General features: G+C 65.1%; 20 protein-coding genes. 14 read left to right on the forward strand and 6 right to left on the reverse strand.

Features of this window, described 5'->3' with window-relative positions:
• The first annotated feature begins 728 nt into the window (after positions 1–728).
• The 4 genes from ACFQ3C_RS16610 (at position 729) to ACFQ3C_RS16625 (ending at position 4,788) form a co-directional block, all read left to right on the forward strand.
• Positions 729–2,318, forward strand: coding sequence for a glucan biosynthesis protein (locus ACFQ3C_RS16610; protein WP_380794141.1), 1,590 nt, complete (start codon positions 729–731; stop codon positions 2,316–2,318).
• Positions 2,315–2,494: a hypothetical protein gene (locus tag ACFQ3C_RS16615; RefSeq protein ID WP_380794144.1), complete on the forward strand. Its 180-nt coding sequence runs from the start codon at positions 2,315–2,317 to the stop codon at positions 2,492–2,494. The genes ACFQ3C_RS16610 and ACFQ3C_RS16615 overlap by 4 nt, the downstream gene beginning before the upstream one ends.
• A gap of 3 nt (positions 2,495–2,497) precedes the next feature.
• Positions 2,498–4,258, forward strand: a complete 1,761-nt coding sequence (gene mdoH, locus ACFQ3C_RS16620) for a glucans biosynthesis glucosyltransferase MdoH (RefSeq protein WP_380794146.1) — start codon at positions 2,498–2,500, stop codon at positions 4,256–4,258.
• 122 nt (positions 4,259–4,380) lie between these two features.
• Entirely contained in the window at positions 4,381–4,788 is a 408-nt protein-coding gene (locus tag ACFQ3C_RS16625; RefSeq protein WP_380794148.1) for a carboxymuconolactone decarboxylase family protein, read from the forward strand.
• Here ACFQ3C_RS16625 and ACFQ3C_RS16630 read toward each other — a convergent pair.
• The 3 genes from ACFQ3C_RS16630 to ACFQ3C_RS16640 all read right to left on the reverse strand — a co-directional run bounded on the left by ACFQ3C_RS16630 (position 4,785) and on the right by ACFQ3C_RS16640 (position 8,394).
• Complete coding sequence (locus ACFQ3C_RS16630) at positions 4,785–5,450, reverse strand: SOS response-associated peptidase (protein WP_380794150.1); 666 nt, start codon at positions 5,448–5,450, stop codon at positions 4,785–4,787. The genes ACFQ3C_RS16625 and ACFQ3C_RS16630 overlap by 4 nt on opposite strands.
• 82 nt (positions 5,451–5,532) lie before the next feature.
• Complete coding sequence (locus ACFQ3C_RS16635; protein WP_380794152.1) at positions 5,533–6,747, reverse strand: MFS transporter; 1,215 nt, start codon at positions 6,745–6,747, stop codon at positions 5,533–5,535.
• A gap of 63 nt (positions 6,748–6,810) precedes the next feature.
• Positions 6,811–8,394: a bifunctional metallophosphatase/5'-nucleotidase gene (locus tag ACFQ3C_RS16640; protein ID WP_380794155.1), complete on the reverse strand. Its 1,584-nt coding sequence runs from the start codon at positions 8,392–8,394 to the stop codon at positions 6,811–6,813.
• 129 nt (positions 8,395–8,523) lie between these two features.
• Here ACFQ3C_RS16640 and ACFQ3C_RS16645 point away from each other — a divergent pair, with 129 nt between their 5' ends.
• Together ACFQ3C_RS16645 and ACFQ3C_RS16650 are read left to right on the forward strand one after the other, a co-directional pair.
• Complete coding sequence (locus tag ACFQ3C_RS16645) at positions 8,524–8,862, forward strand: DUF952 domain-containing protein (RefSeq protein WP_380794157.1); 339 nt, start codon at positions 8,524–8,526, stop codon at positions 8,860–8,862.
• Complete coding sequence (locus ACFQ3C_RS16650; protein ID WP_380794160.1) at positions 8,859–9,917, forward strand: quinone-dependent dihydroorotate dehydrogenase; 1,059 nt, start codon at positions 8,859–8,861, stop codon at positions 9,915–9,917. Before ACFQ3C_RS16645 ends, ACFQ3C_RS16650 begins: the two co-directional genes overlap by 4 nt.
• A 97-nt stretch (positions 9,918–10,014) precedes the next feature.
• Here ACFQ3C_RS16650 and ACFQ3C_RS16655 read toward each other — a convergent pair whose 3' ends face one another.
• The 3 genes from ACFQ3C_RS16655 to ACFQ3C_RS16665 are packed head-to-tail and all read right to left on the reverse strand — an operon-like array spanning position 10,015 to position 12,297.
• A complete protein-coding gene (locus ACFQ3C_RS16655) occupies positions 10,015–11,355 on the reverse strand; it encodes an MATE family efflux transporter (RefSeq protein ID WP_380794163.1) in 1,341 nt (446 codons plus the stop codon).
• A complete protein-coding gene (locus ACFQ3C_RS16660) occupies positions 11,348–11,881 on the reverse strand; it encodes a PaaI family thioesterase (RefSeq protein WP_380794166.1) in 534 nt (177 codons plus the stop codon). The genes ACFQ3C_RS16655 and ACFQ3C_RS16660 overlap by 8 nt, the downstream gene beginning before the upstream one ends.
• Positions 11,878–12,297 (reverse strand): PaaI family thioesterase, encoded by a 420-nt coding sequence (locus ACFQ3C_RS16665; RefSeq protein WP_380794169.1) that lies wholly within the window; start codon positions 12,295–12,297, stop codon positions 11,878–11,880. The genes ACFQ3C_RS16660 and ACFQ3C_RS16665 overlap by 4 nt, the downstream gene beginning before the upstream one ends.
• A gap of 113 nt (positions 12,298–12,410) precedes the next feature.
• Here ACFQ3C_RS16665 and ACFQ3C_RS16670 point away from each other — a divergent pair, with 113 nt between their 5' ends.
• The 8 genes from ACFQ3C_RS16670 to ACFQ3C_RS16705 all read left to right on the forward strand — a co-directional run bounded on the left by ACFQ3C_RS16670 (position 12,411) and on the right by ACFQ3C_RS16705 (position 19,302).
• Positions 12,411–12,785, forward strand: coding sequence for a MerR family transcriptional regulator (locus ACFQ3C_RS16670; RefSeq protein ID WP_380794172.1), 375 nt, complete (start codon positions 12,411–12,413; stop codon positions 12,783–12,785).
• 338 nt (positions 12,786–13,123) lie between these two features.
• Positions 13,124–13,525 (forward strand): MerR family transcriptional regulator, encoded by a 402-nt coding sequence (locus ACFQ3C_RS16675; RefSeq protein WP_380794175.1) that lies wholly within the window; start codon positions 13,124–13,126, stop codon positions 13,523–13,525.
• Between the two features lie 51 nt (positions 13,526–13,576).
• Positions 13,577–15,355 carry an acyl-CoA dehydrogenase C-terminal domain-containing protein gene (locus tag ACFQ3C_RS16680; RefSeq protein ID WP_380794177.1) on the forward strand — a complete coding sequence of 593 codons (1,779 nt, stop codon included), beginning with the start codon at positions 13,577–13,579 and terminating at the stop codon, positions 15,353–15,355.
• Between the two features lie 55 nt (positions 15,356–15,410).
• Positions 15,411–15,623, forward strand: a complete 213-nt coding sequence (locus tag ACFQ3C_RS16685) for a hypothetical protein (protein ID WP_380794180.1) — start codon at positions 15,411–15,413, stop codon at positions 15,621–15,623.
• A gap of 34 nt (positions 15,624–15,657) precedes the next feature.
• Positions 15,658–16,815, forward strand: coding sequence for an acyl-CoA dehydrogenase family protein (locus tag ACFQ3C_RS16690; protein WP_380794183.1), 1,158 nt, complete (start codon positions 15,658–15,660; stop codon positions 16,813–16,815).
• A 288-nt stretch (positions 16,816–17,103) separates the two neighbouring features.
• The gene (locus ACFQ3C_RS16695) at positions 17,104–17,739 is read left to right on the forward strand and encodes a glutathione S-transferase family protein (protein WP_380794186.1); all 636 of its coding nucleotides are present in this window, start codon (positions 17,104–17,106) and stop codon (positions 17,737–17,739) included.
• A gap of 46 nt (positions 17,740–17,785) precedes the next feature.
• Positions 17,786–18,997, forward strand: coding sequence for an acetyl-CoA C-acetyltransferase (locus ACFQ3C_RS16700; protein ID WP_380794189.1), 1,212 nt, complete (start codon positions 17,786–17,788; stop codon positions 18,995–18,997).
• Positions 18,997–19,302, forward strand: a complete 306-nt coding sequence (locus tag ACFQ3C_RS16705) for an acetyl-CoA acetyltransferase (protein ID WP_380794191.1) — start codon at positions 18,997–18,999, stop codon at positions 19,300–19,302. The genes ACFQ3C_RS16700 and ACFQ3C_RS16705 overlap by 1 nt, the downstream gene beginning before the upstream one ends.
• Positions 19,303–19,313 lie beyond the last annotated feature (11 nt).

The following is a 19,313-nucleotide window of genomic DNA, read 5'->3' on the forward strand; positions in this document are numbered from 1 at the left end:
GAGACAAAATCAACCAGGCGCGCCTAAATCACTAAGCGCATCCCGCCCAACTTGTCCCCAAATTCTAACCCAGGATCTCCCTCAGAAGCACCGCTCCGTCGTTCCGTCCCGGTCTGGCAACCCATCACTGCGTCGCCGTGAGGGGCTATTTAGTGATAACCGATTCCGGCCGCAAGAGGAAAATCGACGAATTGCAAAAATCCGATGACAAAAGCGGATGGATGCCTGTTACGACAGCGCCAAGCCCCCTGTTCCATTGGGGCCTGGCTATCCCGCCGACAATATATACTTTGCCTTGCCCCCGCGACGCGGACCGATGCGGTTGACCGCGGCATGACCTTTATGGCGGCGCAAAGGCCCGAGTCGCGCTGCGGATCGGGGAATCGCGCCACAGGCATGGTAATCGCGAGTCGCGCCACAGGGATTTTGCCGCGATTCTGCTGGCGAGTCGCACCGGGGTCGCAAGGCAAGACGCGCAGCGCCCTCTTTCGACAAGGTCAGACCTGCCCGCTCCTATGCGATCATGGGCCGAAAACGGGGCGAATTGCGCGGGTTTCGGCAGGTTCCCGCAGGGCTGCGCACAGAAATCAGGCAATGGCCCGCTGTTTGCTTTCGAATCGAACGGATTGGGCTGCAATGCCGCTTGCTTTGGAATATGCCCGACACATATAAGCCCGGCGAATGCGCGCCGGTTTTCGGTACCGTAAACCTTCAGGTTTGAACAAAAAATGTCTGACTTCGGTCTTTCGTCCACCTCACGCACACGTCGACACTTTCTTGCGGCCACAGCCGCATTGGCCTGCACCTTTCCGCTGCGCCTTCATGCACAGGATAATGCGGCGTCCGCACAGCCTGCGCCACAGCCCTTTTCCTTCGATTTACTGGCCGAGGAAATGCGCGCCCTTTCGCAGGGCCCGCATCAGCCTGCCGAACCCGTGGGCGGTTTCCTGGCCGAGCTGGATTATGACGACTACCGCCTGGTGCGGTTCCGTCCCGACCGGATGCGCTGGTCCAGCGAGACAAGCACGCTTGCGCTTGCGGCCTTCCCGATGGGCTGGCTCTTCAAGGAACCCGTGATCCTATATGAAGTGGCTGACGGCAACGCGACCGAGATGCGCTTTACCACCGAGGATTTCGAATACCTCAACGATCTGGGGTCACGCATTCCCCCGCTGACCGACATGCCCGGCGTGGCCGGCTTCCGGCTGCATCATCCGCTGAACCGTCCCGATGTCATGGACGAGCTGGTGGCTTTTGTCGGCGCCAGCTATTTCCGCGCATTGGGTCGCGGCTCCGCCTACGGGCTTTCGGCGCGCGGGCTGGCGCTGAACACCGCCACCGCAACCGGAGAAGAATTTCCCCGTTTCTCGCGCTTCTATATGGAGCGTGGAACCGGCGCAGGCGTGATCACCGTCTATGCGACGTTGCAAAGCCCCAGCGTGACCGGGGCTTACCGCTTCGTGTTCTTTCCCGGCGCCACCACCACCATCGACGTGACCGCACGGCTTTTCTTCCGCGAGGATGTCGAGGAACTGGGCATCGCGCCCCTGACCTCGATGTATCTCTACTCGGAAAAGAACCATATGCAGTTCGACGATTTCCGCCCCAAGGTGCATGACAGCGACGGGCTGCGGATCCTGCGCGCCGATGGCGAGGCGATCTGGCGGCCGCTGAACAACCCGCCGCGCCTGTCGGGCAGCTATTTCCCCGAAACCTCGCCCCGCCGCTTCGGCCTGCATCAGCGCGAGCGTGATTTCGAGCAGTTCCAGGATACAGAGGCAAATTACCATCGCCGCCCCTCGCTGGATATCGAACCCGTCGGCGACTGGGGTCCCGGCCATGTGCGCCTGGTCGAAATCCCGTCCGACCTGGAAGCGAATGACAATATCGTCGCCTATTGGGTGCCCGAGGCCCCTGCCCGTGCCGGTGACGCGCGTGAATTCGCCTATCGGATGCATTGGGGGGACCTGCCGCTTGATCCCGCCGACCCGATCGCCCATGTCGAAGTGACACGCGCCGGTCATGGTGGCGTGGCCGGCGTCGAGCTGCAGGACAATATGCGGAAATTCGTCGTTGATTTCCGGGGCGGCTTTCTGGACCAGCTTGGGCCGGATGCCGAAATCGCACCGGTCGTCACCGTGTCAAACGGCGAAGTGCTCAGCAGCGTGTTGCAACGGGTGCCGCAGACCGGCGTCTGGCGTCTGTTTCTGGACCTTGGCGCCGAGGATGACGCGGTGGTCGAGATGTCTGCCCATCTGGCGGGCTATGGGCGCAAACTGACGGAAAACTGGCTTTATCAGTGGATCAACGCAAGATGAACGACCTATCCGGCATGTTCCTGACAGATCCCGAAACCGTGGCGCTTGCGCCGTCGGCGCCGCCCGATGCGCCCATGGCGATGCCGACGCAGATTCTGGAACAGCCGCCGCGCCGCATCCTGCCGATGCTGCTGGCGGCCTTTCGCCCGGCCCGGCGCCCCTCTCGCGAGGTCTGAGACGTGACTGCGCCCTCCGACTGGCGGGTGGGACTGATCAGGATGGGCCTTCTGAGCGCCAGCATCCTGATCGGCTGCGGCGGGTTCGTGCTGTTTCTGCGCTATGGGGCAGCCGATGGCCTTGACCTGATGGATGTGCTGCGGGCCGGCCTGATCCTGGTTTCGACCTTCTGGCTGGCCTGGGGTGCGGTGCAAGCCTTTGCCGGGCTGACCACGCGGCCGCCAAGGCCCGCGCGGCATGATGGCCCGCTGACGTCGCGCTGCGTGATCCTTGTGCCGGTCTATAATGAAGATCCCGCCGGAACCTTTCCGCGCATCGCGGCCATGGAGGCGTCATTGCAGCGCACCGGCCATGCCGATCATTTCGATTTCGCGATCCTGTCCGACACCCGCGACGAGGCGACCGCCGAGGCCGAGCGCAAGGGTGTCCTGCGCCTGCTGGAACTGACCCGCGCGCAGGGGCGGATCTTCTACCGCCGGCGCGAGAGCAATCGCGGGCGCAAGGCCGGCAATATCGAGGATTTCATCACCCGTTCGGGGGCCGCCTATGATCTTGCCGTTATCCTGGATGCCGACAGCCTGATGGAAGGCGACACCCTGGTCGAGATGGTCCGCAGAATGGAGGCCGATCCAAAGCTGGGGTTGCTGCAGACCTTGCCGCAGATCGTCAATTCCCGTTCGCGGTTCAGCCGTATCCAGCAGTTTGCCGCCGCCTTCTATTCGCCTGTCTTCTGCCGTGGCCTTGCAATGATGCAGGGACGCACCGGCCCGTTCTGGGGCCACAATGCCATCGTCCGCGTGCGCGCATTCGCGGAAAGCTGCGGCTTGCCCGAACTTTCTGGCCCGCCCCCTTTCGGCGGCCATATCCTCAGCCATGATTATGTCGAGGCAGCGCTTCTGTCGCGGGCAGGCTGGACCGTCCGTGTCGATGACGACCTCACCGGCAGCTTCGAGGAAGGCCCCGAAAACATGGTGCTGCATGCCAAGCGCGATCGCCGCTGGTGCCAGGGCAATCTTCAGCATGCGCGGCTTCTGGCGGCGCCCGACCTGAAACTCTGGAGCCGCTTTGTCTTCGTGCAAGGCATTCTGGCCTATCTTTCGCCCGTGATCTGGCTGGCCTTTCTGCTTTGTTCCATCGCAGCGCCGCTGTTCGTTCCACCCGTCAACTATTTCCCCATCGAAGGCTGGCGCTGGCCGGTGATCCCGGTATCGCAGGCCTCGCAGGCGATAGCGCTGGCGATCTGCATCGTCGGCCTTCTGTTTCTGCCCAAGCTTCTGATCCTTGTGGACGCGGCCCTGCGCCAGCGCGCCTCGGGGTTCGGCGGCAGCATGGCGGCGGCGCGTTCGGTCGGGGCGGAACTGGCCTTTTCGGCGCTGTCGGCCCCGGTCTTCTTGATGTTCAACACCCGGTCCGTGATGCAGGTGCTGTCCGGTGTCGATGGCGGCTGGCCCGCGCAGGCGCGCGGTGACGGGCGCATGACGCTGGCAGAGGCATGGCAGGCCAGCAGCTGGATCGTCTTTGGCGGCCTGCTGGGCGGGGCGCTGGCCTTCGTGTTGTCGCCCGCCCTGCTGCCGTGGCTCGCGCCGGTGCTGGTGCCGATGCTGTTGGCCCCCGCGATCATCGCCTGGTCTTCGGCCCCCTCGCACAGCGCCTTGTTCCATGTCCCGACCGAGGGGACGATCCCGGATATCCTGCAACTGGACGCATCATTCCGTCGGGCGTGGGCCTTGCCGCAGCCGAGCAGCCGGACCACCGCAGCCTGACCGCTCCGGCGTGACGGGCGCCGCATTCGTGCCGCTGCGTGACCGCATGATTGCGCTTGCAAGTTCACGGGCTTGCGCCCCACTCTGCTCGCCGACCCTGCAACACGGAAAGGACACAGCAGATGGACAAGGCAACCCATGACAAGGGCATGAAGATCCGCCGCGCAACCCTGGGCGATGCCTATGTGGACCGCGCCGTGGCCAATATGGACGATTTCACCCGCGAATTGCAGGAACTCGTCACCACCTATTGCTGGGGCGAGATCTGGGGCCGCGACGGTCTGGATCGCAAGACGCGCTCGACCATCAACCTGGCGATGCTGGCGGCGCTGAACCGGCCGCACGAGCTGGGCGCGCATGTGCGCGGCGCCATCAACAACGGCCTTTCCCCGGACGAGATCAAGGAAGTGCTGCTGCAGGTCGGCATCTATTGCGGTGTGCCCGCGATGATCGACAGCTTCCGCGTGGCGCGCGGCGTGCTGGACGACATGCGCGCCGAAGGCACGCTGGATCAGGCCCCCAAAGACTAGACGTCGATCGGGTCGCGCAGCGCCGCGCCCTCGGCCCGGTTGGAATTGACGGCCGGGTCGACGCGCCAGGCCTCCAGCGTAGCCTCGGGCGCGGGCCGCATCAGCGCCGCCGCGCCATGCCCGGCCTCGCCCAGCCAGAGCGGCCAGTCGCCCGGATCAAGGATCAGCGGCATCCGGTCATGCAGCGCGGCGATATCGGGATTGGCGGCGGTGGTCACGATGGCGCAGGTCGTGATCCGCGCTTCCTCGGGTCCCCAGTCCTGCCAGACCCCGGCCATGACCATCGGTTCCCGGTCACGTCGGCTGATGTACCAAGGCAGCCGTGCATCATCCGCGCCCTTGGTCCATTCATAAAACCCGTCCGCCGGCACCAGGCAGCGCCGGGTGCGGGCCGCCGCGCGAAAGGCCGGTTTCTCGGCCAGCGTCTCGGCCCGCGCGTTGATCAGCAGCGGGCCATCGGTCGGGCTCTTGTACCATTGCGGCACGAAGCCCCAGCGCATCGCGCCAAGGCGCCGCCCCGCGTCACCGGATGTCACCACATGGATCGCCTGCGTCGGGCAGATGTTGAAGCGCGGCACCGGCGGCAGGTCGTTTGCGGGCGTGGCCTGGAACAGCCGCGCCATCGCGTCATTGGGCAGGGTCAGGGCAAAACGTCCGCACATGGGGCCAGACTGCCTCAGCCGGGCGGGCAAATCCAGCGCCCGCGCCTTCATCGTTCCCCAAATACTCAAAAAGCGCCGCAGCTCACCCCAGCCGCACCGACAGCCGCAGATGCGCCAGCGCCACCACCATAAGCGCCCCCGCGACCAGCCCCAGCGGCGCAAGCCCGAACCCCGTCAGCACCATCCCGCCCATGGCCGATCCCAGGGCCGCGCCCACATAGACCCCCGCGGCGTTCAGCGCCAGGATCACGGGGGCGGCCTCGGGCGCAAGCCCGATCAGCCGGGCCTGCTGGGCGGCCATGAAGGACCAGCCAAAGACCGACCACAGCAGCAACAGCCCCATCGCCAGCGCCCCGGACAGCAGTGTCGTCTGCCCGCCCGCCAGCGGCAGTGCGGAAAAGCCCGGCAATACCACAAGCTGCGCCAGGCACAGCAGGGTCAACGTGCGCGCGGGCCCGATCCGGTCGCTCAGCGCGCCGCCCATCATATTGCCCAGAACCGCGCCGATCCCGCAGACCAGCAGCGCCAAGGTGATGCCATCCCGCCCCCAGCCCAGGTTCTGCGACAGAAGCGGCGCCAGAAAAGTGTTCACCACATAGCCCGCCGTCAGGAAACTCGCGGTAAAGCCCACCGCCAGCATCAGCCTGCCGTTTCGCATCATCCGCGCCAGGTCGCGCAGCGTGACCGGCTGGAACGACAGACCGCGCGGCACGATTGTCCAGACCAGCCAGAGGCAGGGCAGCAAGACGACCAGCACCACGGCGAAGGCGGCGCGCCAGCCGAAGGTGTAGGCGATGAAACTACCCAGAGGCAGGCCAAGAACCTGGCTCATCGTCATGCCGAAAAAGACCGCCGCCAGCGCCTTGGCCCGGTTTCCCGGCGCGCTGAGGCCCGCCGCCACCGCCGCGGCCACGGGTGTGAAGATACCCGCACCAGCTGCGGCCAGGATCCGGCTTGCATGCAACACGCCTTCCGTTGGCAGCAGGACTGGCAGCAGGCAGGCCAGCCCGAACAGGGACAGCCCCGCCGCCAGCACCCGTCGCCGTCCGATCCCGCCCGTGACCGAGACAAGAACCGGCGACAGGACCGCATAGGCCACGGCATAGGTTGTCAGAACCGCGCCGGCACGCGCCATGGGCAGATCCAGGTCCGCGGCAAGCGGCTCCAGCAGGCCGATGATCATGAAGGCGCCCATGCCGATGACGAAATTCGACATCGACAGGACGGCGATCAGCAGCCGGTTGGACGGATGAACCGCCCCGCTGCCTGCCGGATCAGAGAGGGTCGTCTGATGCATGCCCCCCTCATGCCATAGCCGCCCCGCGCCCGCATCCTCAAAAGACCACCGGCAAGGGCTGGATCATTTCATCGTGATGCGCCCGTCGGTGAAGGGTTGGTAGGGCGCATTCGCGGCCATGTAGGCTGCCAGCACATCGGCAAGGTCGGGGCCGAAATCATAGGCGTTCATGCCATCCGTCTTGAACATGGCGTAGCCGTCACCGCCTCCGCGCATGTAGTTGTTGGTCACCACCCCATAGGTCCGTGCGGGATCAAGCGGCACCCAGGCGCCACCCTCCATCACCTCGGCGCCGAGCACGCGCGCGCCCGCGTCGGCGGCCGCATCGAAGACATAGCGCATGCCCGCCACCTGCGGGAACCGGCCTGCCCCTTCGTCGATCTGGCTCAGCCCGTTCTCCAGCGCGGCCAGCACCGTGGCCCCGGTCGCCTGAAACGTGGACAGCGTATTTTGAAAGGGCAGCACACCCAGCACATCGCCCATGGTGACCTGCCCCGCCGCGATACTGGCGCGCAGACCGCCGCCGTTCTGGATCGCGATGCTGATGCCCTGATCCCGCACCCGGTCCAGCATGGCGTCGGCCACCAGGTTGCCCATGGTGCATTCGCGGATGCGGCAGCTTTCGCGCGCCCCGTCGATATCCGCCGCAGCCTCGGCCACCACGCGGGCCTTGACCTCTTCGATCGGGCCGGCCAGTTCGGCCACCCGCGCCGCAATCGCGGGGTCTGGCGTCACGCTGGCGTCCAGCAGGATCGTGTCGCCGCTGGCCGATGTCACATGGCCCGCATCATCGAACTCAAGCACCAGATGGCCCAGGTATTTGGAATAGGCGAAGGCCTGCACCACCGGCACGGCGCCCACCATCTGCGGATAGGGCAGCGCGCCATCTTCGGTGTTGCTCATCAGCGTGTGCGAATGCCCGCCCACGATGGCGTCCAGCCCAGGCACGCTTGCGGCCAGGTCAAGATCCCTGGACAGTCCCACATGGGTCAGGGCGATGATCTTGTCCACGCCCCGCGCCTCGAGTGCGGCCACATCGGCGCGCAACGCCTCGGCCTCATCGGTAAAGATCACATCGTCACCGGGGCTGGATGTCTCGACCGTATCCGTCGCCAGCGCGGACACGATCCCGATGCGCGCGCCGCCAACCTCAAGGATCGCATGATCCGCCACGCGCCCGGCCAGCAGGTTCGACCGGCTGACGTCGATATTGCCCGAAATCACCGGAAACCCGACCTTGTCCAGAAACGCCGCCAGACCTTCGGGGCCATCGTCGAATTCATGATTGCCCACCGCCATGGCGTCGAACCCGATGGCCTGCATGAACTCTGCCTCGACCGCGCCCTTGTAGGTCGTGTACATCAGGCTGCCCTGGAACTGGTCGCCCGCATCCAGCAGGACCACGTTCTGCCCCTGCGCGCGCAGCGCATCGCGCACCTCCGCGACCTTGGTCGCCAGCCGCGCCACGCCGCCAAAGCATTTGCCCTCGGCCTCGTCCGCGGCGTTGCAGGTCGAATCGAAGCGGTTGATCGGCTCGATCCGGCTGTGCAGGTCGTTCACATGCAGGATGTGCAGCGTATAGTCGGCCTGCGCGAGGCCGGCGGTCAGACATAGCGCCGCAAGGGCGCTGGCGGGGCGATGGATCACGGGCGGGGTCTCCCTCTGGGTGTATCGGCGGAAATGGTGGCGCGCCCGCGCTGCCCTGTCAAAGCTGATCTGCCGTGACGCGGCGGGAACGCGCTTGACCAAATCAAGACTGCGCGTCATGTGAGCACCATGCTGATCTACAAGATATTCCGCGCGGACGAATGGGCCGCATTGCAGGCACAGGGCGAAACCCTGGGCGCCCCCGTCGACATCGCCGATGGCTATGTCCATTTCTCGACCGCCGCCCAGGCGCGCGAAACCGCGGCCAAGCATTTCGCGGGCGAGGGCGAGCTGACCCTTCTGGCGCTGGACGCTGACGCACTGGGCGAGGCCCTGCGGTGGGAGCCGTCGCGGGGCGGGGCGCTGTTCCCGCATCTTTACCGGCCGCTGCGCCTGTCCGACGTGATCTGGCACAAACCGCTGCCCCTGGCGGATGGCCTGCACCGCTTTCCCCCGGAGATGACATGAGCCTTCTGGAAACCATCGGTCTTGCCGCGCTGCGCCGCATTGATCCCGAAACCGCACATGGGGTGGCGATCCGCGCTCTGAAAACCGGGCTGGTTCCGCTGCCGGGCCCCGTGACCTCGGGCCGGCTCAGGACCACTCTGGCCGGGCTTGATCTGCTCAATCCCGTGGGGCTGGCCGCCGGCTTCGACAAGAACGCCGATGCGCTGGGGCCGCTGTCGCGCGCCGGTTTCGGCTTTGTCGAGGTGGGCGCCACCACGCCGCGCCCCCAGCCCGGCAACCCGCGCCCGCGCCTGTTCCGCCTGACCGAAGACCGCGCCGCCATCAACCGTTTCGGCTTCAACAACCAGGGCATGGAGGCCATGGCCGAAAAGCTGGCGCACCGCCCCAAGGATGCGGTGATCGGTCTGAACCTTGGCGCCAACAAGGACAGCGCCGACCGGGCCGAGGATTTCGCCCGCGTGCTGGCCCATTGCGGGCGGCACCTTGATTTCGCCACCGTCAATGTCTCGTCGCCCAACACCGAGAAACTGCGCGACCTGCAGGGTGCTGCGGCGCTGAGCGCGCTTCTGGCCGGGGTGATGGAGGCGCGCGCCTGGCTGTCGCGCCCGATCCCGGTGTTTCTGAAGATCGCGCCGGACCTGACCGCCGCGGAGCTGTCCGAAATTGCCGATGTCGCCCGCGCGTCCGGGGTGGATGCGATCATCGCCACGAACACGACGCTGGACCGCGACGGGTTGCACAGCGCGCATCGGGGCGAGAAGGGAGGGCTGTCTGGCGCACCGCTGTTCGAGAAATCGACCCGCGTTCTGGCGCAACTGTCGCACCTGACCGAGGGGCGCATCCCCCTGATCGGCGTGGGCGGGATCGCTTCGGCGGAACAGGCCTATCAGAAGATCAGGGCCGGCGCATCGGCGGTGCAGCTTTATACCGCGCTGGTCTATCACGGCCTGTCGCTGGTGCCGCAGATCGCGCTGGGGCTTGATGCGCTTCTGGCGCGGGACGGTTTTGCAAATGTCGCCGATGCGGTCGGAACCGGGCGCGCCGACTGGCTTTGATCCGGCACGCGGGCTGCAAGCGGGCTGAATGGCCGCAGGCGGCCATGCCTCCGGCGGGGATATTTCGGGCAAGAAGAAGCCGGGCGGCGCGCCCCCGTCAGCTGCGCGCGGCTGCGGCTTCAAGCGCAGGGTAGCGCAGCCCCAGTGTCACGCCACGCGCCAGGAACGAGATCAGCAGCGACAGCCACAGACCGTGATTGCCCATCAGCGGCAGCAGGATGACCACGCAGCCGGCGTAGATCGCGGCGCTGATCGCCATCATGTTACGCATGTCGCGCGTCCGGGTGGCGCCGATGAAGATACCATCCAGCATCCAGGGGGCCAGACCCAGAAGCGGGGCCGCCACCATCCAGGGCAGATAGGTTGCCGCCGCTGCGCGCACCGGGTCCGAAGTGGTCATGACCGCGATGATCGCGACGCCCGCCACCGCGAAGGTCAACGCCATGGCAATCACGCTGACCCCGCCCCAGACACTGGCCAGGCCCGCGCTGCGCCTGAGCCTGCCGGGGTCGCGCGCGCCCATCGCCTGGCCCACCAGCGCCTCGGCGGCGAAGGCGAAACCGTCCAGCGCATAGGCTGTGATGTGCAGGAATTGCAGCAAGACCTGATTTGCCGCCAGCACCACGTCCCCCTGCCCTGCGCCGAGGAACAGGAAGGACAGGAATATCGCCTGCAACAGCAAGGACCGGATCAGGATGTCGGTATTCACGACCATCATCCGCGCCAGGGCGGGCCGGTCGAAGATCCGCGTCCAGTCGCGCCAGGCCGGTACGGCAAAGGCCGCACGGCACAGCCACAGGCCAAGGGCAAGCCCGCTCCATTCCGCAAGGAAGGTCGCGATTGCCACACCCTCGACGCCCCAGCCGAGGCCAAGGACGAACCACAGGTCCAGCAGGATGTTCACCCCGTTCATCCAGACCTGCAGAGCCAGCACCGCGCGCGTGCGTTCCAGCGCGATCAACCAGCCGGTCAGCCCGTAGAGGGCGATGGCGGCCGGGGCGCTGAACACGCGGATCTGCATGTAGTCGCGGGCCAGCCCCTCGACCTCGGCGCTGGCCGGAGCCAGCAGGAAGGCGCCCCAGAACAAGGGAAACTGCAAGGCGATCACGCCCAGGCCCGCCAGACCGCCGATCATCAGGGCGCGGGTCAGCATGGCTGCCACCTCGCCCTGGTGCCCCGCGCCCTGCGCCTGCGCGGTCAGGCCGGTCGTCCCCATCCGCAGGAAGCCGAAAATCCAGTAAAGCGCGGTCAGGATCACGGCGCCAAGCCCCACGGCCCCGATCGGCGCGGCCAGACCCATCTGCCCGACCACGGCCGTATCAACCGCGCCCAGGATCGGCACGGTCGCGTTGGACAGCACGATCGGCAGCGCGACATGCAGCACCCGTGCGTGGGTGACCCTCTGGCCGGGAGCCGGCCGCGCCGCGGTCTCAGCCATCCAGTCTTGGCATCAGGAAGTGCCCGGTGGCCTGCGCGAAGGCACGGGCGCGATTGTCCTGCCAGGCCTCGACATGGACCGAGGCATAGCGCCGCCCCGACCGGTTGACCTTGGCACGCGCATAGGCATCGCGCGGCAGGCCGGTACGCAGGTAATCCACCGTGAAGTCGATGGTCTTGGGCAGGCGCGGAAGATTGCCCGCCACAAGGTTCTGCGGGTCGATCCGGCCGCTTTCGATCTCTTCCCAGAGGTTGGCCCAACTGAGACCGATGATCGCCGTCACCTCGAGAAAGGCCGCCGTCACCCCGCCATGCAGGGCCGGCAGCAGGGGATTGCCGATCAGCTTTTCATCAAAGGGCAGGACGGCCGTGAGTTCATCCCCGCGCCGCTCGAATTCGATCCCCAGATATTTGATAAAGGGCACGCCATGCACCAGCGCGTTCAGCGCCGCGTCGCGGCGTTGCTTGACCACCTGCACGGGTTCGGGGCGGCCGCCGCGCGGTTTGACAAAGGACCCTTCGCTCATGCCGCGCCCTCCACCGTGAACGTGCCGGTGGCGCTGGCCACGGGACGGTCGCTGTCGTCATCCATCGCGGTCGCGCGCACGAAGGCGACCGAACGGGTGACGTGATAACATTCCGCCCTTGTCCTGATGCGCTGTCCGGGGGTTGCCGCGCGCATGTAGTCGATCCGCAGCCCGATCGTGGCGGTCCCGCCTTTCGAGGCCGGATGACACACGACCGAGGCGCCGCAGCATGTATCCAGCAGCGCGGACACCGCGCCGCCATGGATCACGCCGGTATCGGGATCGCCGATGAAGCGCGGATCATAGGGCATCGACATCTCGGCCACTCCGTCCCCCAAATGGTCGATCTGCATGGCCAGTGCGCGCGCATGCGGGATCGCTTCGGTGAATTGCCGCGCCATCTTGTCCTTGTCCATGGATCCGGTCCCTTGCTGCTGGCGCACTATGTCCCGCTTCGCCGCATCAGTGCAAGACCACCCGTTGCCCTTGCCGCGCGTCTCGCTTAGCCTGCCATCAAGGGAGCCGAACGATGTCCGATCACCGCCTGACCTTCAAGGAAATGTGCGCGAAATACGACGTAACCCCACGCACATTGCGATATTACGAGTATATCGAATTGTTGCAGCCAGAACGCGAAGGGCGCGCGCGGTTCTACGGACCGCGGGAATGCGCCCGCATGACGCTGATTCTGCGTGGCCGAAAATTCGGGTATGCGCTGGAGGATATCCGCCAGTGGCTGCTGATCTACGAAAAGGAAGGCACCCACGCGCAGATGGAAGCCTGGGTCAAGATGGCTGACCGCCAGCTTCTCGAACTGGCCGAGCAACGCGCCCAGCTGGACGAGGCGATGGATGAATTGCGCCGCCTGCGCGATGAAACCGCCAAGGCGCTGCAGAACGGCTGAGATCGGTTTTGCGGCGGTCATCGGGCGGCGTGTCGCCCCCGCGGCCAGACCCGCTGAAGGCGCAGCGCCGGCTTTTCCGGCACCCCTTTTCCCGTCAGACCTGATTCACGGATTTGAAGCGGCTTTTCGGCCCAAGGCCGCCAAACGCCCCTTCTTACGGTACGTCTTGCGCCTTTCCGACGTGCAAGGAAATTGCCCGAAACCCTGCTTTACCTTGGCTTATCTTACGTCAACTTCAAAGTGACGTGACGTAGTGGTTACGTCAACTACGAAACCTGTTGTATCGAGGCACAGGAATGCACAGCTTGCCCACAGATACGCGTTTCAGAGGTAATGCGATGACCGAAAAGACCATGACGATCCGCGAGATGTGCGACGCATTCGACGTCACGCCCAGGACCCTGCGCTTCTATGAGGCGAAGGAGCTTCTTTTTCCCATCCGCGACGGGCAGAAGCGCCTGTTCACGGCGTCCGACCGCGCGCGGCTCAAGCTGATCCTGCGTGGCAAGCGCTTCGGCTTCAGCCTGGAGGAAATCCGCCAGCTTCTCGATCTCTACCGGATCGGCGACCAGCAGCAGACCCAGCTGGCCCGGACCTACGAGTTGGCGCAAAAACGGCTGGATGACCTGATCCGCCAGCGTGACGAATTGAATGCCGCGATCGACGATCTGCGCGAACAGATGAAATGGGGCGAGAAGATGATCGCCTCGATCAACCTGCCCAAGCGTGCCGCCGAATAAGATAGCGCCGCCAGGCCAAACGCACCCCGACGAGACCCAAGGGAGAGATCCATGCCCAGCTACACCGCCCCCGTCAAAGACCTTCAGTTCGTACTGCACGACCTGCTGAAAGTATCCGAATCCGACATTCCCGGTTACGCCGAGCTTGAGGCCGATTTCACCTCGGCCGTGCTGGAAGAGGCGGGCAAGCTGACCTCCGAGGTGCTGGCCCCGCTGAATGCGGTGGGCGACGTGGAAGGCTGCAAGCTGGAAAACGGTGTGGTGCGTACGCCGGCCGGCTTCAAGGCGGCGTTTGACCAGGTGCGCGAGGGCGGCTGGACCGGCCTCGACATGCCCGAACAATACGGCGGCCAGGGCATGCCCTACGTGATGGGCACCGCGGTGGGCGAGATGTTCTCGGCCTCCAACCAGGCGTTCACCATGTATCAGGGCCTGACCCATGGCGCGGCCTCGGCGATCCTGGCCCATGGTTCGGACGCGCAGAAGGACATGTATCTGCCCAAGATGGTGTCCTGCGAATGGACCGGCACCATGAACCTGACCGAACCGCATTGCGGCACCGACCTGGGGATGATGCGCACCAAGGCCGTGCCGCAGGACGATGGCAGCTACAGGATCAGCGGGCAGAAGATCTTCATCTCGGCCGGCGATCACGACATGGCCGACAACATCATCCATCTGGTGCTGGCCAAGATCCCCGGCGGCCCCGAGGGCATCAAGGGTGTCTCGCTCTTCATCGTGCCCAAGTTCCTTGTGAATGCCGATGGCAGCCTTGGCGCGCGCAACGGCGTCTCTGTCGGCAAGATCGAAGAGAAGATGGGCATCCACGGCAACTCGACCTGCGTCATGAACTATGACGAGGCGACAGGCTATCTGCTGGGCGAGGCGCACAAGGGCATGCGCGCCATGTTCACCATGATGAACGAGGCCCGCATCGGCGTCGGCATGCAGGGCATGGCGCAGGCCGATGTGGCGTTCCAGAACGCGCTGGCCTATGCCAAGGACCGCCTGCAGGGACGTGACGTGACCGGCGTCAAGAACCCCGACGGCCCCGCCGATCCGCTGATCGTGCACCCCGACATCCGCCGTTCACTGATGGATCAGAAAAGCTTTGTCGAAGGGGCGCGGGCCTTCATGCTCTGGGGTGCGCTGCTGATCGACCGCGCGCATCGCAACAACGATGCGGCCGCAGACGGTCTGATCTCGCTGATGACGCCGGTGATCAAGGGTTTCCTGACCGACGAGGGCTATGACATGACCGTCAAGGCGCAGCAGGTCTATGGCGGGCACGGCTATATCGAGGAATGGGGCATGTCGCAGTTCACCCGCGACGCCCGTATCGCCATGATCTACGAGGGCGCCAATGGCGTGCAGGCGCTGGACCTGGTGGGCCGCAAGCTGGCCACCGACGGCGGCAAGCACGCGATGGCCTTCTTCGAGATGGTCAAGACCTTCATCAAGGAAAACGAAGGGAATGAGGTGCTAAAGGCCGATTTCCTCGACCCGCTCAAGGCCGCGTCAAAGGATCTGCAGACCGCGATGATGTATTTCATGCAGAACGGCATGAAGAACCCCAACAATGCGCTGTCGGGCTCTTATGACTTCATGCATCTGTTCGGTCATGTCTGCCTTGGCCTGATGTGGGCGCAAATGGCGAAAGCCGCGGATGAGGCATTGCAGGCCGGCACGGAAGACGTCACCTTCTACCAGACGAAACTGGCCACCGGACGCTACTACATGGCCCGCCGCCTGCCTGCGACCGCCCTGCACCTGGCGCGGATCCATTCGGGCGCCGAGACCGTGATGGCGCTGGAGGCCGCCAACTTCTGATGATCGGTGCCGGGCGGGGTCTGCCCCGCCCGCCCCTTCCGCCAAGGAGCCGCCCATGCCCAAACGCTTCCGCCTGACCCGCCGCTTTCCCGTCGCCATGACCGAAGACGGCTATCGCAGGCTGAAGAAATTCGCGGCCGAGGCTGGGCTGGACGAGGGCGAGGCGCTGTCCTTCCTGTTCGAACATTTCGACAGCGTCATCAACCAGGACACATTCGCGCACCGCCTGCGCCTGTTCAATTCCGAGATCGACGCGCGAAAACGCTGACGACGGCACGACCAAACCGGGGGAGGAGACCCGCATGACATCCGCCTGGATGACCGACGAACACCAGATGCTGTCCGACATGACGGCCAGGTTCATCACTGACGAATGGTCCCCGCATTTCGAACGCTGGCGCAATCAGGGCCAGATGGACCCGTCGATCTGGCCACAGGCGGGCGAACTGGGGCTCTTGTGCCCCTCCATCCCCGAAGAATGGGGCGGACACGGCGGCGATTTCGGCCACGAGGCCGCGATCCTGATCGAGGCCAGCCGGGCCAACCTGGCCAGCTGGGGCGTGGGCATCCATTCGGGCATCGTCGCGCATTACATCCTGGCCTATGGCACCGAGGATCAGAAACGCCGCTGGCTGCCGAAACTGACCAGCGGCGAACTGGTCGGCGCGCTGGCGATGACCGAACCCTCGACCGGCTCTGATGTGCAGGCGATCAAGACCAAGGCAATCAAGGACGGCAATACCTACAAACTGTCGGGCCAGAAGACCTTCATCACCAATGGCCAGCATGCCACGCTGATCATCGTCGCCGCCAAGACCGACCCCAGCCAGCGCGCCAAGGGTGTGTCGCTGATGGTGCTGGAAACCGAAGGGGCAGCAGGTTTCAAACGCGGCCGCAACCTCGACAAGATCGGCATGAAAGCCTCGGACACCTCCGAGCTGTTCTTCGACAACGTCGCCATCCCGCCCGAGAATCTTCTGGGCGGCGAGGAAGGGCGCGGCTTTGCCCAATTGATGAGCCAGCTTCCCCAGGAACGCCTGATCATCGCCTGTGGCGCCATCGGCGCCATGGAGGGTGCCGTCGCCCGCACCATCCAGTATTGCCAGGAACGCGAGGCTTTCGGCGGGCCGCTGACCCAGTTCCAGAACACCCGCTTCAAACTGGCCGAATGCCTGACCCGCACCAAGGTCGCGCGCGCCTTCCTCGACGAATGCATGGCCGAACATCTGCGCGGCGAACTGACCGTCGAAAAGGCCGCCATGGCGAAATACTGGATCACCGACACCCAGAACCAGGTGCTGGACGACTGCCTGCAACTGCATGGCGGCTACGGTTTCATGCAGGAATATGCGGTCGCCGAAATGTGGACCGATGCCCGCGTGCAGCGCATCTACGGCGGCACCAACGAGATCATGAAGGAACTGATCGCGCGCAGCTTCATCGACAGGAAAACCGCATGAGCCTTGCGCGGGTCGACAGGACGGATGCCTCCGGCGGGAGTATTTGGGGAACGATGAAGCGGGCGCGGTCCACCCCGCTCCGCCTCACCGCTTGGCTGTCGGACTTATCGGAACGGGGCTTCACCTTTCACGCCCATCGGCTCTCCAGCCTGTGGCGCGGTGCCAGCCTGCACGTATCAACCTTAATTCCAGGTAAATAGAACAAGACCCCCTTCATCTTTCAGGAAATACTCCACGGGGGTGTGGGGGTGTGAAACCCCCACCGCAACAGATCAACAGGAGACCGGCATGACCATCAAACTCTACTGCTTCGGCGAAAGCGGCAATGCCTACAAGGCGGCGCTGACACTCGAACTCTCCGGACTGGAATGGGAGCCGGTCTTCGTCGACTTCTTCAACGGTGAAAACCGCACGCCGGAATTCCGCGCCATCAACTCGATGGGCGAGGTGCCGGTGATGGTGGACGGCGACCTGACCCTGTCGCAGTCCGGCGCGATCCAGGATTATATCAGCACCAAGGGCGGCAAGCTGGGCGGACGCAGCGCCAACGAGCGGCGCGAGATCATGCGCTGGATCCTGTGGGACAATCACAAGCTGTCCAGCCAGGCGGGCATGACCCGCTTCCTGATGAATTTTCTTCCGGAGGACAAGCGCCCGGCCGAGGTGATTGCTTTCATGCAGGGCCGCCTGAAGGCCGCCTACAAGGTACTGAACGACGAGTTGGCGGACAAGGACTGGCTGGTCGGTGATCGGCTGACCATCGCCGACATCGCCTGCTGCGGGTATCTTTTCTACCCCGAACCCTTCGGCTTTGACCGCAAGGAATGGCCCCATATCGATGCCTGGCTGACACGGATCGAACAGACCCCCGGCTGGAAACACCCCTATGACCTGATGCCCGGCAGCCCGGCTGACCGCGCCTGAGATCCACTGCGGCCCCGGACATGCGGGCCCGAGCAAGGAGAAAACCATGACAGACGCCTATATTTACGACGCCATCCGTACGCCGCGCGGCAAGGGCCGCGCCGATGGATCGCTGCACGAGGTCACATCGGCCCGGATCAGCGCCCAGGTGCTGAACGCGCTGAAGGAACGCAACGGTTTCGAGGGTCATGCCGTCGAGGATGTGATCTGGGGCAACGTCACCCAGGTGATGGAACAGGGCGCCTGCCTGGCGCGCACCGCCGTCCTGGCCTCGGATCTTGATGAAGCGATCCCCGGTCTTGCGATCAACCGCTTCTGCGCCAGCGGAATGGAGGCGGTCAACCTTGCCGCCAACCAGGTGCGCGGCGGGGCGGGCATGGCCTATATCGCCGGCGGGGTCGAGATGATGTCCCGCGTGCCCATGGGCAGCGACGGGGCCGCAATTGCCGTGGATCCGTCCATCGCGATGGATACCTATTTCGTCCCGCAGGGGATCAGCGCCGACATCATCGCCACCGAATACGGGTTTTCGCGGGACGAGGCGGATGCGCTGGCCGTGGAATCCCAGCGCCGCGCCAAGGCCGCCTGGGATGACCGGCGTTTCGCACGGTCCATCGTGCCGGTCCTCGATCAGAACGGCCTGACCATCCTGGGTCATGACGAATTCATGCGCCCGCAGACCGACATGCAAAGCCTTGGCGCGCTCAAGCCCAGCTTCAAGGACATGGGCGAGGTCATGCCCGGTTTCGACAAGGTCGCCCTGATGAAGTACCCGCATCTGGAGCGGATCAACCACATCCACCATGCCGGCAATTCCAGCGGCATCGTGGACGGGGCGGCCGGCGTTCTGATCGGCAACAAGGAATTCGGCGAGAAATGGGGTATCAAGCCCCGCGCCCGCATCAAGGCCACCTGCAAGATCGGCACCGATCCCACCATCATGCTGACAGGCCCCGTGCCTGCCACGCAGAAGATCCTTGCCGACAGCGGCATGAGCATCAGCGACATCGACCTGTTCGAGGTGAACGAGGCTTTCGCCTCGGTCGTGCTGCGTTTCATGCAGGCTTTCGACGTGGACAGCTCTGTCGTGAACGTCAACGGCGGCTCGATCGCCATGGGGCACCCGCTGGGGGCCACCGGCGCCATGATCATCGGCACGCTGCTGGACGAGCTGGAGCGCACCGGCAAGGGCACCGGCCTTGCCACGCTCTGCATCGCCTCCGGCATGGGTGCCGCCACCATCATCGAGCGGGTCTGATGGCCGCCGCCCCTCATCCTCTGCGCGCCGTGGCCGATCTGGCCACGAACCGCAGCGATCTGCGCCTGGTGACCGAGAATGACGGCGCTTACGTCCGCATCGTCTGCGACAGCCCGGCCTTGATCTTCAAGCACAAGGCCGACCCGCGCGACAGCCTCGACCGCACCGATTTCAGCGGTCACAAGCGCATCGTGCTGGAGCAGGATGATTTCGCAAACGGTCCCGCCGCCACGCTGCAAACCATCCTCAGCTACCTGAAACATTACGAGGGCCGCGACCTGCACGCCCCCGCCCCGAAACCCTGACGGGAGAGATG

Origin of the sequence: Seohaeicola saemankumensis, assembly GCF_042678485.1 — a bacterium.
In the GTDB taxonomy this organism is placed as follows: domain Bacteria; phylum Pseudomonadota; class Alphaproteobacteria; order Rhodobacterales; family Rhodobacteraceae; genus Seohaeicola; species Seohaeicola saemankumensis.

Coding starts and splice junctions, on each gene's coding strand:
- ACFQ3C_RS16680 (WP_380794177.1), top strand. CDS start 13,577: ATGCCCAGCTACACCGCCCCCGTCAAAGACCTTCAGTTCGTACTGCAC.
- ACFQ3C_RS16670 (WP_380794172.1), top strand. CDS start 12,411: ATGTCCGATCACCGCCTGACCTTCAAGGAAATGTGCGCGAAATACGAC.
- ACFQ3C_RS16645 (WP_380794157.1), top strand. CDS start 8,524: ATGCTGATCTACAAGATATTCCGCGCGGACGAATGGGCCGCATTGCAG.
- ACFQ3C_RS16625 (WP_380794148.1), top strand. CDS start 4,381: ATGGACAAGGCAACCCATGACAAGGGCATGAAGATCCGCCGCGCAACC.
- ACFQ3C_RS16650 (WP_380794160.1), top strand. CDS start 8,859: ATGAGCCTTCTGGAAACCATCGGTCTTGCCGCGCTGCGCCGCATTGAT.
- ACFQ3C_RS16695 (WP_380794186.1), top strand. CDS start 17,104: ATGACCATCAAACTCTACTGCTTCGGCGAAAGCGGCAATGCCTACAAG.
- ACFQ3C_RS16610 (WP_380794141.1), top strand. CDS start 729: ATGTCTGACTTCGGTCTTTCGTCCACCTCACGCACACGTCGACACTTT.
- ACFQ3C_RS16675 (WP_380794175.1), top strand. CDS start 13,124: ATGACCGAAAAGACCATGACGATCCGCGAGATGTGCGACGCATTCGAC.
- ACFQ3C_RS16705 (WP_380794191.1), top strand. CDS start 18,997: ATGGCCGCCGCCCCTCATCCTCTGCGCGCCGTGGCCGATCTGGCCACG.
- ACFQ3C_RS16615 (WP_380794144.1), top strand. CDS start 2,315: ATGAACGACCTATCCGGCATGTTCCTGACAGATCCCGAAACCGTGGCG.
- ACFQ3C_RS16690 (WP_380794183.1), top strand. CDS start 15,658: ATGACATCCGCCTGGATGACCGACGAACACCAGATGCTGTCCGACATG.
- ACFQ3C_RS16630 (WP_380794150.1), bottom strand. CDS start 5,450: ATGTGCGGACGTTTTGCCCTGACCCTGCCCAATGACGCGATGGCGCGG.
- ACFQ3C_RS16635 (WP_380794152.1), bottom strand. CDS start 6,747: ATGCATCAGACGACCCTCTCTGATCCGGCAGGCAGCGGGGCGGTTCAT.
- ACFQ3C_RS16660 (WP_380794166.1), bottom strand. CDS start 11,881: ATGAGCGAAGGGTCCTTTGTCAAACCGCGCGGCGGCCGCCCCGAACCC.
- ACFQ3C_RS16685 (WP_380794180.1), top strand. CDS start 15,411: ATGCCCAAACGCTTCCGCCTGACCCGCCGCTTTCCCGTCGCCATGACC.
- ACFQ3C_RS16700 (WP_380794189.1), top strand. CDS start 17,786: ATGACAGACGCCTATATTTACGACGCCATCCGTACGCCGCGCGGCAAG.
- ACFQ3C_RS16665 (WP_380794169.1), bottom strand. CDS start 12,297: ATGGACAAGGACAAGATGGCGCGGCAATTCACCGAAGCGATCCCGCAT.
- ACFQ3C_RS16655 (WP_380794163.1), bottom strand. CDS start 11,355: ATGGCTGAGACCGCGGCGCGGCCGGCTCCCGGCCAGAGGGTCACCCAC.